The 14,230-nt window shown below is 69.8% G+C and carries 13 protein-coding genes; 7 read left to right on the top strand and 6 right to left on the bottom strand.

Annotated features, from left to right (window positions below; genetic code table 11):
* Nucleotides 1-12: 12 nt before the first annotated feature.
* Together ABD785_RS17155 and ABD785_RS17150 are read right to left on the bottom strand one after the other, a co-directional pair.
* The gene (locus ABD785_RS17155) at nt 13-621 is read right to left on the bottom strand and encodes a YdeI/OmpD-associated family protein (protein WP_344829160.1); all 609 of its coding nucleotides are present in this window, start codon (nt 619-621) and stop codon (nt 13-15) included.
* Nucleotides 622-646: 25 nt separating this feature from the next.
* On the bottom strand, nt 647-1,813 hold the full coding sequence (locus ABD785_RS17150; RefSeq protein WP_344829159.1) for an erythromycin esterase family protein: 1,167 nt from the start codon (nt 1,811-1,813) through the stop codon (nt 647-649).
* 44 nt (nt 1,814-1,857) lie between these two features.
* Between ABD785_RS17150 and ABD785_RS17145 the strand changes: the two genes are divergently transcribed.
* Nucleotides 1,858-2,601 carry a TioE family transcriptional regulator gene (locus ABD785_RS17145; RefSeq protein ID WP_344829158.1) on the top strand — a complete coding sequence of 248 codons (744 nt, stop codon included), beginning with the start codon at nt 1,858-1,860 and terminating at the stop codon, nt 2,599-2,601.
* Here the strand turns inward: ABD785_RS17145 and ABD785_RS17140 are convergent.
* Nucleotides 2,547-3,872 (bottom strand): ABC1 kinase family protein, encoded by a 1,326-nt coding sequence (locus ABD785_RS17140; protein WP_344829157.1) that lies wholly within the window; start codon nt 3,870-3,872, stop codon nt 2,547-2,549. The two genes, ABD785_RS17145 and ABD785_RS17140, sit on opposite strands and share 55 nt — an antisense overlap.
* A 279-nt stretch (nt 3,873-4,151) precedes the next feature.
* On the opposite strand from ABD785_RS17140, the gene ABD785_RS17135 reads away from it, so the two are divergent.
* Nucleotides 4,152-4,469, top strand: coding sequence for a hypothetical protein (locus ABD785_RS17135; RefSeq protein ID WP_344829156.1), 318 nt, complete (start codon nt 4,152-4,154; stop codon nt 4,467-4,469).
* Nucleotides 4,470-4,478: 9 nt separating this feature from the next.
* Here the strand turns inward: ABD785_RS17135 and ABD785_RS17130 are convergent, their stop codons facing one another.
* Complete coding sequence (locus ABD785_RS17130; protein WP_344829155.1) at nt 4,479-6,152, bottom strand: S8 family peptidase; 1,674 nt, start codon at nt 6,150-6,152, stop codon at nt 4,479-4,481.
* 606 nt (nt 6,153-6,758) lie between these two features.
* Between ABD785_RS17130 and ABD785_RS17125 the strand changes: the two genes are divergently transcribed.
* Genes ABD785_RS17125 through ABD785_RS17105 form a run of 5 tightly spaced genes read left to right on the top strand, consistent with a single transcriptional unit; the run spans nt 6,759 to nt 12,412 of the window.
* On the top strand, nt 6,759-8,612 hold the full coding sequence (locus ABD785_RS17125) for an SCO2524 family protein (RefSeq protein ID WP_344829154.1): 1,854 nt from the start codon (nt 6,759-6,761) through the stop codon (nt 8,610-8,612).
* A 1-nt stretch (nt 8,613) separates the two neighbouring features.
* Entirely contained in the window at nt 8,614-9,528 is a 915-nt protein-coding gene (locus tag ABD785_RS17120; protein ID WP_344829153.1) for an SCO2523 family variant P-loop protein, read from the top strand.
* A complete protein-coding gene (locus ABD785_RS17115; protein WP_344829152.1) occupies nt 9,525-10,466 on the top strand; it encodes an SCO2522 family protein in 942 nt (313 codons plus the stop codon). The genes ABD785_RS17120 and ABD785_RS17115 overlap by 4 nt, the downstream gene beginning before the upstream one ends.
* Entirely contained in the window at nt 10,444-11,442 is a 999-nt protein-coding gene (locus ABD785_RS17110; RefSeq protein WP_344829151.1) for an SCO2521 family protein, read from the top strand. The genes ABD785_RS17115 and ABD785_RS17110 overlap by 23 nt, the downstream gene beginning before the upstream one ends.
* A 16-nt stretch (nt 11,443-11,458) precedes the next feature.
* Nucleotides 11,459-12,412, top strand: coding sequence for a DUF6879 family protein (locus tag ABD785_RS17105; protein WP_344829150.1), 954 nt, complete (start codon nt 11,459-11,461; stop codon nt 12,410-12,412).
* Here ABD785_RS17105 and ABD785_RS17100 read toward each other — a convergent pair.
* Together ABD785_RS17100 and ABD785_RS17095 are read right to left on the bottom strand one after the other, a co-directional pair.
* Nucleotides 12,367-13,365, bottom strand: coding sequence for an NAD(P)-dependent oxidoreductase (locus tag ABD785_RS17100; protein WP_344829148.1), 999 nt, complete (start codon nt 13,363-13,365; stop codon nt 12,367-12,369). The genes ABD785_RS17105 and ABD785_RS17100 overlap by 46 nt on opposite strands.
* Complete coding sequence (locus ABD785_RS17095; RefSeq protein ID WP_344829147.1) at nt 13,362-14,042, bottom strand: hypothetical protein; 681 nt, start codon at nt 14,040-14,042, stop codon at nt 13,362-13,364. Before ABD785_RS17095 ends, ABD785_RS17100 begins: the two co-directional genes overlap by 4 nt.
* Nucleotides 14,043-14,230 lie beyond the last annotated feature (188 nt).

Genomic DNA, 14,230 nt, shown 5'->3' with positions numbered 1-14,230 from the left:
GGCGGAATCCGGTCACGATGTCGGCGGGTCCGTCGGCCTGGCTCGCTGAGGGTGCATCGTCTCGTGCCGCGCCAGCATCGCCACGAATTCGGCGATCTTCCGGGCGCGCGTCTCAGCCCGCTTGACGGAGTTGACCCTGGTGATGAGGGAGAAGCGGTTGGTCTTGGTGAGCATCTCGAACATCGCCTGCGCCGCCGGTTCGGCGGCGATCGCGGCGCGCAGGTCGGCCGGCACCTCCGCCTCCGACGGCGGCGCGTAGGCGGCCGCCCACCGCCCGTCGGCCTTCGCGGCGTCCACCGCGGCTCGGCCGGCGGGCAGCATCAGGCCGGCCGCCTCCAGCCGGGCCACGTTGGCGACGTTCCGCTGGGACCAGACGCTGCGGGGCCGGCGCGGGGTGAACCGCCTCCAGGAGCTCTCCTCGTCGCGCTTGCGGGCCTGCCCGTCGATCCAGCCGAAGCACAGGGCCTCGTCGACGGCCTGCTGCCAGGAAAGCGTGGTGACGGAGCCGCCCTTCCTGGTCAGGACGAGCCAGACGCCGGGAGAGGAAGCGTGGTTGTCCATCAGCCACGCACGCAGCGCCGCGCCGTCGGCCACGATCAGCTCGTCCAGGTCGGTCACCATCACAGGCTAGTGGCCCGGGGTTCGGTCAGGTTGGGTCCTGGGGGGTGGCGGACCTGAGGTGGATCAGGGCGTCCGGGTCATGGAGGTGGGTGGGGTCCAGGGGGAAGTAGGCGGGGTCGGAGGTACGGCGCCGGGGCGGGACGGGAGCGGGGAGTGTGAGGGATCGGGTGGGAGTGAGGGTTCGGGAAGCGGGGTGGGTGCTGAGGACGGCTTCGAGGGTGCCGGGGGGTGGGCCGTCGCCGGCGAGGGTTCCGAAGGAGGTGGCCAGGAAGGCGTAGCGGGGGGACAGGTGGGTTCGGGCGAGGGCGCCAGCGCTCCACCAGGTCAGGGGGTGGGGGCCCAGGGACATGGTGCTCATGGTGCGCTGGAGGTGGAGGTTGTGGGCGTAGGCCAGGGTGGGGCCGTGGTGGGTGGCGGCGGCCTGGAGGTTGGCGGCCATCTGGGCGTCGCGGAGGGCCGAGAGGTGGGAGATCCGGAGCGGGGAGGGGTCGGCCATCCAGTGGTGGTAGCGGAGCAGGCCGGTGGCGGTGCGGGCGTAGAGGGCGGCTCGTTCCCGGTCGTGCGGGGCCAGGGCGGGGAGCCGGGTTTCCAGGAGGGCCGTGAGGTCGTCGGCGATGAGGCGGAGGCGCCGGGCCTCGGGGGTGCGGCCGATCGACTGGGCCGGATCCATGACGGTGGCCCTGTTCGTCCAGCGGGCGTCGGGGCCCAGGAGGTCGTCCAGGGTCTCGCGGGTGTGCGGAAGGGGATCCTCCAGGAGGTCGTAGAGGGCGGTGAGCGCCTGGCGCGGGCTCTCCGCCCAGTACTCCAGGGGGGCGTCGACGCCGAAGAAGCGGAGCTTCTCCTCGTGGGACTCGTTGTGGGCGCGCATCCAGTGGACGAGGGCGCGGTTGGCCGGGATCGTGCCGAAGCGGTGGCTGAAGCCGTGCTCCATGACGTCGTCGAGGGTGCCGGTGCCCTTCGTGACGTGGTCGTCCACGAGAAGGGCTCTGAGGCAGTCGCTCTCGATGGCGAACGAGCGGTAGCCCTCGTGCTCGACGAGATGGCGGAAGAGGTCGTTGCGCAGTTCGCCCAGTTCCTGGACGAAGTGCCTGGCCTCGCCCAGGCCCAGCAGCAGAGGCCGGGCGGGCAGGGAACGCAGGAACTCCGAGACGGCCGGGCCGTCGAGCGGACGGGTCAGGTCCGTGATGTCCATATCTTCAACGGTATCGTTGAACTTCCGGTGTAAACTTTTGCTCCATGAGGCCTGTGGATCTGGCACGGGAACACGGCCTGTCCACCCAGGCCATCAGGAATTATGAGGATGCCGGAGTGCTGCCCGCCTCCGAGAGAACCCTCAACGGGTACCGCAGCTACTCCCCGCTTCATGCGCAGGCCCTGCGGGCGTTCCTCGCCCTCGTTCCCGGGCACGGCCACGCGGCGGCGACGGCCGTCATGCGGGCCGTCAACCTGGGCGACTTCGGGAAGGCGCTGCGGCTCGTCGACGAGAGCCATGCCCGGCTCCTCGACGACCGGCGGACGCTCCAGGCCGTGGAGGCCGCGCTCCGCGATCTCGCGCCGGTGCCCCGGGAGGGCGGCGAGACCTTCGTCGGACCGCTGGCCCGCAGCCTCGGCCTCCGTCCCGCCACGCTTCGCGCATGGGAGAAGGCGGGGCTGATCAGCCCGGTCCGCGATCCCGGGACGGGCTACCGGATCTACAGCGCGTCCGACGTCCGGGACGCCCGGCTGATCCACCAGCTCAGAAGGGGCGGCCACCTGCTGGAGCAGATCGCGCCCCTCATCGCCCGGATCCACTCCGCCGGTGGCATCGGCCCGCTCGCGTCGACCGTGGACGACTGGCACGGCCGCCTGTCCGCCCAGGGACGCTCGATGCTCCGGGGCGCCACCGCCCTGAACCTCTACCTCGACCTCCTCGACGGCGAGGGAGGTCAGACCGGTTCGTCGGCGAAACCGGGCAGATGGGCGACGGCCTCGGCCCGATAGGGGGCTTCGGCCTCGAGCTGGCAGAGGACTCCCTCACAGGCCGACATCGCGAGGGCCAGGGGGAGGTAGGCCGGGGGAAGACCCAGCTTGCGGGCGAGGCTGCCGGGGCGGAGGTCGGTGGCGACCGAGACGCTGCCGGTGGTGACCTCCTTCAGCCAGGCGCGGGTGAAGCGGAAGGTCTCGTGGGCGAGGGGGGCCAGCTGGGGGGCCATGAACGCTTCGAGTTCGCGGGGATCGACGCCGGAGCCGGGGCGCAGCAGGCCCTCCTGCTCCGCGACGACGATCATGTCCTCGCCGGTGCCCGCGGTGCCGATCCGCAGGAGACGGGCGATGGAGCGTTGCAGGTCGGGAGGGACTTCGGCGGCGCCGCCGAAGTCGAGGACGCCCAGACGGCCGTCGGGCATCAGGCGGAAGTTGCCGGGGTGGGGATCGACGTGGATCAGGTCGCAGCGGACGCGGGAGACCAGGAGGAAACGGAAGAGGAGCAGGCCGGCCCGGTCCCTGTCCTCCTGGTCGGTGCCGGCGATGACCTCGGCGAGGGGGGTGCCGTCGAGCCATTCGGTGACCAGGACGCCGCCGGACTGGGCGACGACCGCCGGGATCACGTAGTCGGGGTCGTCGCGGAAGGCCTCGTGGAAGACGTTCTGCAGACGGGCCTCGTCGGCGTAGTCGAGCTCCTTCTCCAGGCGTTCCCGCAGGCCCTCGATGACCGGCTTCAGGTCCAGGGCGGGGAAGAGCGGGGCGATGATCCGGCCGAGCCGGGACATCTGCCTGAAGTCGCTCATCAGGGCGTCGCGGGCGCCGGGGTACTGCACCTTGACGGCGACGTCGCGGCCGTCGTGCCAGACGGCCCTGTGCACCTGGCCGATGGAGGCGGCGGCGGCCGGGCTCTCGTCGAAGCTCGTGAACCTCTCGCGCCAGCCGGGGCCGAAGGAGTCGGCCATGACCCTGCGGGTGGTGGCGGAGGGCATCGGGGGCGCCGCCTCCTGGAGGCGGGTCAGCCCGGCGCGCAACGTGGCGGAGAGCTCGTCCGGAAGGCCCGCCTCGAAGATCGACATGACCTGGCCGACCTTCATCGCGCCGCCCTTGAGCTCGCCGAGCACCGCGAACATCTGGTCGGCGGTACGGCGCTGGATCTCCAGGGCGACGGCCTCCGCGGGCCGTCCGATGGTGCGTTTGCCCAGGCCGAGGACCGTCCGGCCGGCGAAGCCCAGCGGGAGCGCGGCGAGCTTGGCGGTACGGGACACGGCCTTCCGCGGGATGTCGCTCATGCCCGGAACGCTAACAAACGGTGTCGTCTATAAGCGCTGGGCCCTCTCCGGCCCGTCGGAATTAGGCCTTTCCTCCTGGAACGATTCCGGGAGACCGGCCCGATGTTCATGCAATGGATCTTCGTCGGCCCGGCCCACTGATGCCCGGGCTGAGGGAAGGGTTTCTGGGGCGGTACCGGGGGCGGATCACCGTGGCCGTCCTCGGGGGCTGGCGGCGGCGGCCTGGCTCGACGGCCGACCGGCACGCAGCGGCTCGACGCCTACGGCGGGTCCCAGCACGTGAAGCTGTCGCCGCCGACCGGCGCGGCGGTCGCGACCGTCACCTACAAGCCGTCGCCCGGCGAGTCCCGTGAGGTGACGCTGGAGTGGTCGCCGCTCTGGTCGACGCGCTTCTCCCGCTGCGTCTACTTCGACCCGGAGAACCCCGGGAACGTCATGCCCTGCGCCCTCGGCCACGACGGGACGGCCGTCAGCCCGCGCCGCCGCCACACCTACTGGACCCTGGGCGGCGCCTGCACCGCGGTGGCCCTGGCCTCCTTCCTCCATCTGCGACGCAGGAGGCCCACGATCCGGAGTGGATCGCGGGCCTCGTCTTGATGCTGTGAACTAGGAGACGGCGTTGGCGGCGTTGATGATGCCGTTGCCGTAGAAGCCGTTGTGCTCGAGGGTGCCCTCACAGGTCTGGGTGGAGCTCTGCGCGGTGCCGCCGCGCGTGAACCAGTTGTAGGTGAAGGTCGCCGGGGTCGGGCAGGCGTGCGGGACCGCGGTGCCGAGGAGCTTGGACTCGACGGTCGCGGGCGGGAGGGTGAGCCCGCCGTTGACGCGGTCGCGCTTGCCGAAGTGGCTGATGATCAGGGCGGCGACGCCGACGGCGTGCGGAGCGGCCATCGAGGTGCCCTGGAGCGACTGGTAGTAGCCCTTGCCCTGCTTGACCACGAACGGAACCGTGGGGTTGCCGTTCGCGTCGATCGTCCCGGCCTCGCGGCCGACCGACTCGGGGTAGGCCGCCCAGATGCCGACCGCGTCGTTGACGCGCTGGTCCGGGGTGTCGACCTTGTCGCCGCCGGGGGCCGCGACGGCGACGTAGCCGTTGCCGAAGCTGGAGTAGTAGGCCTTGCGGGTGCTGATGCCCGTCGAGGAGACCGGGATGACGTGGTCGCCCTCGGACGGCTGGGACACGCAGCTCGCCGGGACGGTCCGCGGGTGCGGGTCCTCACCGGGGACGGTCGCGAAGTCCGGGCTGGAGCCGTCGGTGTTGGTCTTGGTGTAGTCGACCAGGTCGTTGCCGGCCGCCGCGATGAGCGTCACGCCGTGGTCGTAGGCGTAGCGCAGGGCGCGGTTGGTGGCGTCGATGATGGTCCGCTGCTGCGCCTGCTGGTCGGCGTTGTCTGCCGGGTTGGCGGCGCAGTTCCACAGCCACGGGTCGATGTAGTACGACATGTTGACGACGTCGATGCCGTGGTCGCCGGCGTAGGCGAGGGCGTCGAGGGTCGGCTTGAGGAAGAAGTAGCCGGAGTCCTGGCCGGTGCGCAGGTTGACGATCGTGCTGCGCGGCGCGACGCCGGTGATGCCCTCGCCGTTGATCGGCGAGGCGATGGTCGACGCCACGTGGGTGCCGTGCTCGTTCTCGTCGACGGTCGCCGGGTCGTCACAGGAGCCGTCCGGGTCGGACGCGCAGGAACCGTCGATCTCGGTGCCGTTGGCGTCGGCCGGCAGGTCCGTGGTGAAGTTCCGGCTCAGGTCGAAGTCGAAGTTGTCCTTGATGTCCGGGTGGGAGGCGTCGACGCCGGTGTCCATGATGCCGACGAGCACCTTGCGCGAGCCGAGCTCGGACTTGTGCGCCTTGGGCAGGTCGATCTGCTTCATGTCCCACTGGAGGGAGTCGAGCGGCTCGGCCTTCTTGTCGTGGACGACCGTCGGGGCCTCGCCGTCGCCGTGCACCTTCTCCACGGAGTTCGCCGCGGTCTCCGCGCGCTTGACCTTCGGCACGTAACCGACGGCCCGGTCCTCGGCCGCACCGGAGAGCGAACCCGAGGTGCGGACCTTGGCCAGGAAGCGGGCGTCGGTCGTCTTGACCGTCGCGACGCCCAGCTTGCCGTTCTCGCTGAGGATCGTGCCACCGGCGGCCTTGACCGCGTCGCGGGCGGTGCCGAGGTTCGCCCCCTCCGCGTACAGGACGACGTATTCCTTCGCCTGCGTCGGAGCCGCTTCGGCGGGCACCGTGAGCAGGGCGGCCGCGACGGCGGCGATCGCGGTCGTACTGAGCAAAAAGCGCCGCATGACACCTCACTGTTTCGAGGGGTGGACCGGGCACCCGGGGATCCGGGGCCCCGGTAGCGGATCTTACGGATGCATTATTCGAGCGAGACCTCCCCGTCGGTAACAAACGTGTGGGGATGCCGCCTCCAGAGGGAAACTCTCACCAGCGACAACGCCAGAACAAGATCACTCGACTCCGGTCACGCACGTTTCACGTGGAACACGCATGTCCGTTCTGTAGCACTATGGCCAGATAAAGGGGAATGGATTCGATGCATGATGACCGGCCTGGACCGGGCTCGCCCTCCATCTCGATGGTGGACGACGCGCTGCCAGAACGATGCCTTGCACGGCAGAGGCGATCCCTGGACGAATTGATGAATTACCTGTGGCTATCACCGGTTTTATGCAAGTACTCGAGCCCGGCAGCCCCTTTACCGCCGGTGACCGGCACTTCCCGGGCGTGGGGATCCGTGATAGCGATGTGAGGAGCCCCTCGGATCATGGGCCGAGATATATGATCTCCATCGACTGTGTGACTCCGTGACACAACTCCGCCGCGGATATGCAGCAATGATGTTGGTCTGTGGAAAGAAGAAGTGACCTAACACAGAGAGCCGGACCTACATGAGGATTCAGCCCCGCGAGCAGCTCCTCAGCATCTGGCGTGCCGTGGTCGAGACCTCGATGCGCGAGGGCCGGTGGACCTGGGGCAGTGAGATCCCGCGGAACTCCATCAGCGACGCGGAGCAGCTGCTGGCCATCATGTACCCGGCCACGGACGTCCCCATCTTCCGGGTGGACCAGCCGGACCAGACCGCGGACGACGTCCTCGGCTCCCTCAAGCTCCTCGGCGACGAGCTGGAGATCCCCCAGGCCCTCACCGACATCCTCATCGAGTACATCGAGCACTACACCGAGGACGGAACGCCCTACTTCTCCGGCGGCAGCTACTTCCAGAGCCCCGACCCGAAGAAGCCGCCGACCGAGGCGCAGGCCGCCCTCGACGTGGTCGACTCGTTCTCGATGTCGGTCTCGCTGATGCTGAACACCATCGGCTTCGTCCAGGTGTTCCGCGGCTCGGTCCGCAACACCGACCTGCTGGAGAAGCTGGCGCACCTGGAGTCGATCGCCAGCGTCCGGCTGACGGCCGCGATGGTCGGCCTGCTGCGCAGCTTCGTGGTCAACGTGTTCACCCCGGAGTCCGACGAGGGCAAGGCCCTGATCCGCTCGGTGAACCAGTACGGGGACTCCCCCCGCCATGTCGTCGAGGACCTCTACCGGGAGCTCCAGGGCGTCCGGGCCTCGGTGCGCGACTTCACGATCGGTTCCGGGCAGACCAGTGAGCTCGACAACCGCAACCGGCTGTTCGAAATCGGCTGGAGCTGGGGCGTCGTCAAGGACGCCCCCGAGATCGAGGCCGTCACGGGCATCGGCAAGCAGCGCGACGGCTACGCCCAGAGCGCGCCCTTCCTGTACTTCACGGTCAACGCACTGGACGGCATCGCCGACCTGTTCTCCTCACGCACCGTCGTCCTCCGCCTGCTCAACGAGGAGCAGCTGCGACTGTCGGCCGCCCTCCGCCTGCGCTGGGAGCTGACCCAGCGCTACTGGGCCATCATCGCGACCTTCGGCAACGACCGGTGGCCGCTGGAGGACATCCCGTGGAAGACCACGGACGGACGCGAGTCCGACTACTACAGCCTCCTGGTCACCTCGATGGTCGTCCAGGAACTGGAGAACCGGCGGGCGTCCGACGCCGACCTGAGCCGGCTGCTCCGCATCCTGGAGGAGCTCGCCCAGCGCGGCCGGATCACCCGCCGCGCGTCCGACGCGGACTGGGGGGTGCGGTTCCACCAGCCCGGCAGCGCGATGCGGCTCGTCGGCAGCGAGGACATCGAGGGCGACGACGGGGAGCGGCTGCTCTGGCAGGTCACCGACTATTCGGCCGTCATCCTCAAGCGCGCGCTGAAGCTGGCGGGCATGGCCCGCAGCACCGAGATGCGCGACGCCCTCATCGAGTTCGGTGACACGATCTGGTCGCATCTCAGCCTGCGGCGCATCGACGGCGGCGACGGCAAGGGCCTGTGGGACGACCCGTCGAAGATCTTCCCCCACCTGCTGAAACCCACCAGGATCCCCTCCGCCTCCTGGTACTACACCGAGCGGATCGTGGAGTGCCTGGTCTTCGCGACCAAGCTCGTCAACGACCGGCCGCCGCAGAGCAGCGCGCTCGTCAGCCATGCCCGCGACCTGCTGAACGAGGCCAACAACCTCTTCGACTTCGAGGTCATGAACAGCACGATCGCCGCCCGCGGGCCGCTGCGCAACGAGCTCGACCAGGCGCAGACCATGCTCGACCGGGCGCGCGAGGTCCTCTACCAGCGGCCCGGAACCTCCGAATCCCTGACGCTCGAAGTGCTCCGCCTCCTCGACAAGCTGGAGGTGGCCCGCAGAAAGGCCGAGGAGGGATCGGGCTGACATGCTGGTCATTTCCACATCGGACAAGGGCGGCACCGGACGCTCCGTGACCTCCTGCAACATCGCCTACCGGCGGGCGCTGAGCGGCGAGGACGTCTGCTATCTCGACTTCGACTTCGGCTCGCCGACCTCGGGTGCGATCTTCGGCATCGAGGACGCCACCCACGGCACCAAGGACGGAGGCCTGCACCAGTACCTCCAGGGGGATCTGGTCAAACCGCACGAACTCGACGTGTGGCGGGAGGGCAATCCCCGCTCCCTCGGCCCGAAACCCGGCGGCGCGGGGCGGCTGGTGCTCTTCCCCGGCGACATCGGCGGCGGCGAGTTCAACATGGACGACGACGTCGTCGAACGCTGCGTCAACCTGCTGCTCCGGCTCCGCGAGGAGTTCGACCTGATCATCATGGACCTGAGCGCCGGCCGCTCCCACGCGGCCGAGATGGTCCTGACGGCCACCAAGAACGCCAAGGTCCAGGCGATGGGCGTGCGCTGGCTCGTCTTCCACCGCTGGACCCGGCAGCACGTGTCGGCGGCGGCCGGCCTGGTCTACGGCGAACGCGGCCTCATCGACGTGGGCATGCTGCACGGTCACACCGAGGACGAGATGCGCGACATGATCCGCTTCGTCAGGACCGCCGTCGTCACCCCGGACTCCGAGGGCACGCTGGGCCTGCGCGCCACCCAGGAGGCCTGGCTCCAGCGCGTCAACGCCGACCTCAACGAGCGGGCGATCGAGCTGGAACTCGGGCGGAGCTCGGTCATCGCGACCGTCCCGCTCGACCCGATGCTCCAGTGGCGCGAGCAGCTCCTCACCGACAAGGACGTCCACGACGACGTCGCCAACGCCGTCACCGTCGAGGCCTTCCAGCGGCTGGCCCGCGACGTGTGGGGAACCGACGCCTGGTCACGCCTGTGAGCAGCCCCGAGATCGAGGTCGAGGTCGTCACGGCGCGGCCGCGGGTGGAACTCGTTCCCCGGTCGCATCTGTCGATCGAACTCGGGCATCTCTACATGGAGGACCTCCTCCACCCGGAGAGGATCCGGGAGCACTTCGCCAAGATCAAACCCTGGACGGACTTCCTCCTGACCCGACATGCCGGGCAGCGGGTGAGCACCTGCTTCCTGGTCGACGAGTACTTCAGCAAGATCAGAAGTCCCGCCGAGCTGATCCCCGAGCTGATCGAGGCGGCCTCCGCCGAGGGCATCGTCATCGACTACCTGGCCCGCGAGTCCGGTTGCGCCGAGGCCGGCGGTGTCTCCCCCGCCTCCCTGGTCATGGCGCGCGTCGTCCCGGATCCGCCGCAGGGCGCGAACGGCAGCAGGCCGCCCGCCCACGAGACCGGCTGGCTCACCAACGCCGAGGGGATGCGGACCTCGCTGAACCAGGCGATGGCCGGCCGCCGCTGGGCACCGCCCAAGGAGAACGGGGCGCTCGCGCACTCGGTCTGCCTCGACGTCCAGCTGTGGGACAACCCCCTCGACGGCGAACGCCGCTGGTCGTGCGCGTTCCTGTCCGCCGTCTGGCAGCTCCTGCGGCTGGGGCTGCTGCGGCACCAGGGCAAGGCGATCGTCACTCCCGATCAGTGGAAGGGCCCCTACCCCGACGCGTGGTCGGAACTCCCCGCGGTGATCAAGCTCGGCGAACGGGCCCAGCCGTTCTACGCCTTCCGGACCATGACCGTCCTGGAGACCAGGTTCTCGGACGTCGAGGCGGCCGTGAGGATGATCCTCGGCCGGGTGGCCATCGATCCGGTGGTCGCCGCCCAGGTGCGGCAGCAGGCGGCGGCGCAGAACGTCGAGCTGCCCGACGACATCGTGCGAAGGGTCTCTCATGTCTTCTCGGACGGCATCTGAGGGCGACCTCGCGGTCGGCGAGGTCAGGACGGGGTTCCTCAGCCACTCGCGGGCCCTGTCGCTCGAAGCGGCTCTGATCCTGCTCGAACTCGTCCCCGGTGAGCAGGTGCGCAGCGCCTCACGGCCCCGCGCCTACGCCGTCTCCCCCGAGCCGCTGACCGGGATCGACTGCGTGCTCCCCTCGCTCAACGGCCGCCGCACCCGCGCGGTCGGCACCGTCGCCTCCCGGGTCACCCTCACCGGCGGACGGATCCTGCAGGCCTGCTCCTACGCCGAGATCGTCAGGGCCGGATCGGGCAACCGGCAGGCCTGGTCGCACTACCTGTCCCATCCCGGAGTGGTCGAGACCCTGGGAAAGCTCAACGCCGAGGACGCCGCCGCGGGATTCGCCGAATCCGAGCGGGGCTCCCGCGGCATCGAAGTCGGGATCATCGCCGAACAGCAGATGAACGGGGTCCAGAACTCCCCGATGCTCGACGGGGTCCTCCCGGTCAGGGCGCGCCGCGGTTCCTGGAGATGGGCGTTCCAGCGTCCGGAGAAGGGCGGCGGGGAGCTCTTCCGGTTCAAGATCCTCGGGGACGGCACCCGGCTGCTCAGGCTGGCCCTCCCCGACCACGGCCTCGACGACGTCATCGATCTCGTCGAGGATCTCGCGCTGCACGACTGGCTGCTCAGCACCGTCGAGGAGATCCTCGAACGCGCCCAGCTCGGCTCCGGCCCGCCCGCGAAGATGCTGCCGCTGGTCCGTCCCGTCATCGACCATGTCCTGCACCACTGGATGCCCGCGGCGCGGGTCAAGCCCGAGCTGATGCCCCTGTGGGCGACGCTCGACCGGGCCCAGGGCTTCACCCGGCAGTGGGATCTGTCGGTCCACAGGGTGCGCGATCAGCTGGCGCTGAACACGGTGACCATGCTGAGCGCGGCCTCCGACGGCTACAGAGCGGATGCCGATGAGCCAGCCCTCCGGAGAGCGTAGTTCCCACCGATCGTCGGTGCTCGTCAAGGCGATCACCACCGGGGGCATCGGCGCCCTCACCTACTTCTCGACCAACCAGTTCGACACCGACCAGGCCTGGCAGATCACGCTGTCGGTCCTGATCGGCAGCGTGGTCCTGGTCGTCCAGTTCATCTGGGAGTTCGAGAAGCGCGTCGAGTCGATGGAGATGCGCCTGGCCCGCCACCACGAGTCGACGACCCGGCTGGTCCAGGAGGGCTTCTCCAAGATCAGTGAGGCGACGGAGCTCTACGGGCTCGTCGAGGAGTCGGTCATGCACACCCACGAGATCACCAATCTCGTCCGGAACTCCACCCGCATCAAGGGCGCGCCCGATCTCATCTTCGCCATGGCCCAGTCCGAGATCGGCAGGGTCTCCCGGTTCCTCAAGGAGCTCGGCGACGGAAGCATGGTCTTCTACGACGGCGAGGACCGCGACTGGATGCTCGCGCTCACCCGGCAGGCGTCCCGCTCGCTCGACGCCGTCAGCCTCGGCATGGTCGACGCCGGCGTCGAGGGCCACGGCGGATTCTGGATGACCGACCTGGGCCGCCGCTACCTCGACTACCAGAAGGAGGCGGTCAAGCGCGGGGTGCGGGTGCGCCGCGTGTTCGTGCTCGACCGCACCGACGACGCCTACGGCGACGGGCAGTTCTCCCGGCTGTGCGCGCTCCAGGAGCAGATGGGCATCGAGGTGCGGCTGCTCAACCCCTCGATGGTGGCGGGGACGCCGCAGCAGATGTTCGACATCATCCTGTTCGACGGCACCGTCAGCTACGAGGTCAACTCGGCCGCCTGGCTGCCCGACCACCGTCCGACGTTCCTGACGACGCGGCTGGCGCTCGATCCGGAGGCGATCGAGCAGCGCAGCCGCCACTTCAACGCGCTGTGGGACTCGGCGATGCCCTACGTGCCCCGGGTCGACGAGGCCGACCGGGCCGCCGAGGCCTGATGGCCCGGGTTGTTCACCAGCGGGCTGGTGCCTCCGTCGAGGACGTCGCAGACCGCGGTCGCCGCCATCAGGCCGGCCCGCCGGTTGGCGTCGGAGGTGAGGTAGCCCATCTGCGGCAGCGCGAGGAACCTGTCGTGCGGGTAGCGCAGCAGCTCGCGCCACTCGCGGCCCGCGCCGATCCCGTCGAACGCCGCCCGGACGCCCTTCCCCGAGATCGCTTCGGCGAGCGCGACGGGATCGACCAGGTCGTAGTGGCCCGCGTTGATGAGGATGCCGCCGGGCCGCATCAGCCCCAGCTCGTGGGCGCCGACGATCGCGGGCTCGCCGTGCGCGAGACCGGGCCGGTGCAGCGACACCACGTCGGAGGTCCGGAACAGCTCGGACTGGTCCACGTACCGCAGCGGTGAGCCCGGCACCTCGTGGCGGCCGCTGTAGACGACGTTCATCCCGAAGCCCGCCGCGATCGAGGCGACCCGCGAGCCGATCCGGCCGAGACCGACGATACCCAGGGTGCGTCCGGCCAGCTCCATGCCCTGCGCGGGGGCCGGGGGCACGGAGCCGTCGGCGGTCAGCGGCTGGTCGGCGATCGGCCTGGCCATCATGAGCAGGAGCAGCGCGGTGTACTCGGCGACCGAGGTCGCGTTGGCGCCCGGGCAGTTGATGAGGGGGATGCCGAGATCGAAGGCGCGCTGCCAGCCGGGCACGAACGCCCTGAAGTCGGTGCCGACGAAGGCGATCGCGCGGAGCGTCGCGGCGTGGTCGGACAGGTGCTCGGCCGTCAGCTCCTCCTCGCCGCCGATCAGGTACCCGGCGACGTCGTGGAGGGCCTTGTCGAGCTCGCCGTCGGTGAGCTTGTTCTCGGCCAGATGCCGGACGGTGTAGCCGCGGCTCTCGATGAGGTCCAGTGCCTCGGCCGGGACGAGCTTGGCGCCCGTCACGAGTACCGTCGTCATGCGACCTCGCAGACGATCAGCGAGAACGGCCCGCGCCGGGAGAAGGCCCGCGTCTCGAGCACCCGGACGTCGCGGACCTTGCGGCCGAGCCCCGTCTCGAGGCTCTCGGCCAGCGTCCGGCGGGAGTCGGCGCCCTGGTCGTCGGGCTCGTGCTCGACGATCAGCGTGGCGCTCTCCAGCCCTCGGACCGCCAGCGACAGTGCGCCCATCGCGATGCTGAGGTAGTCGGGGAACTCCGCCGGCGGCTCGGACGGCAGCAGGACCCGGCCCTCGTCGAGCGCCTTGAGCGCGTCGCGGCGGACCACCGCGGGCAGGACGACCCGGGGCGAGGAGACGCCGAACGGCGGCGAGGTGTAGATCACCGCGTGCCCGCGGGCGGGCGGGTCGAGCCGCTTCCAGGACTCGGGGTCGGTGCCGTCGGCGCACAGGACGCGGCTGCCGGGGACGACGGGATTGGCGCGGTTCTGGTCGGCGGCGACCTCGTCATGGCCGAACGGGCGGCCCATGGCGTCACGGATCGTGCCCACGACCTTCAGGCAGCCCTCGGCGACCGGACCGTCCGTGATCTTGGCGATACAGGCACAGGCGAGGGCGGGGTCGATCTCCATCCCGAAGAACGGAACTCCCATTTTGCGCGCCGCGACGGCGACACTGCCGCCGCCGGCGAAGGGATCCACCAGAAATTCCGGCGGGACATCGCAAATATCGCCTATCGTGGCCACAACGGTGTCGACATTGGACGCGTTCTCCGCCTGGAGCCAACGATCAACCGGCTCATTCCGGTCTGGCAGATACTCCTGCAGACTTGAAGGCAGATGATAATGTCTGAACAGCGTGGCCTCCTGGCTGCGCGACCAATGTTCCA

The sequence above is a fragment of the Actinocorallia longicatena genome (genome assembly GCF_039534125.1).
GTDB classification, from domain to species: domain Bacteria; phylum Actinomycetota; class Actinomycetes; order Streptosporangiales; family Streptosporangiaceae; genus Actinocorallia; species Actinocorallia longicatena.
This window is presented reverse-complemented; position numbering and strand designations above follow the sequence as displayed.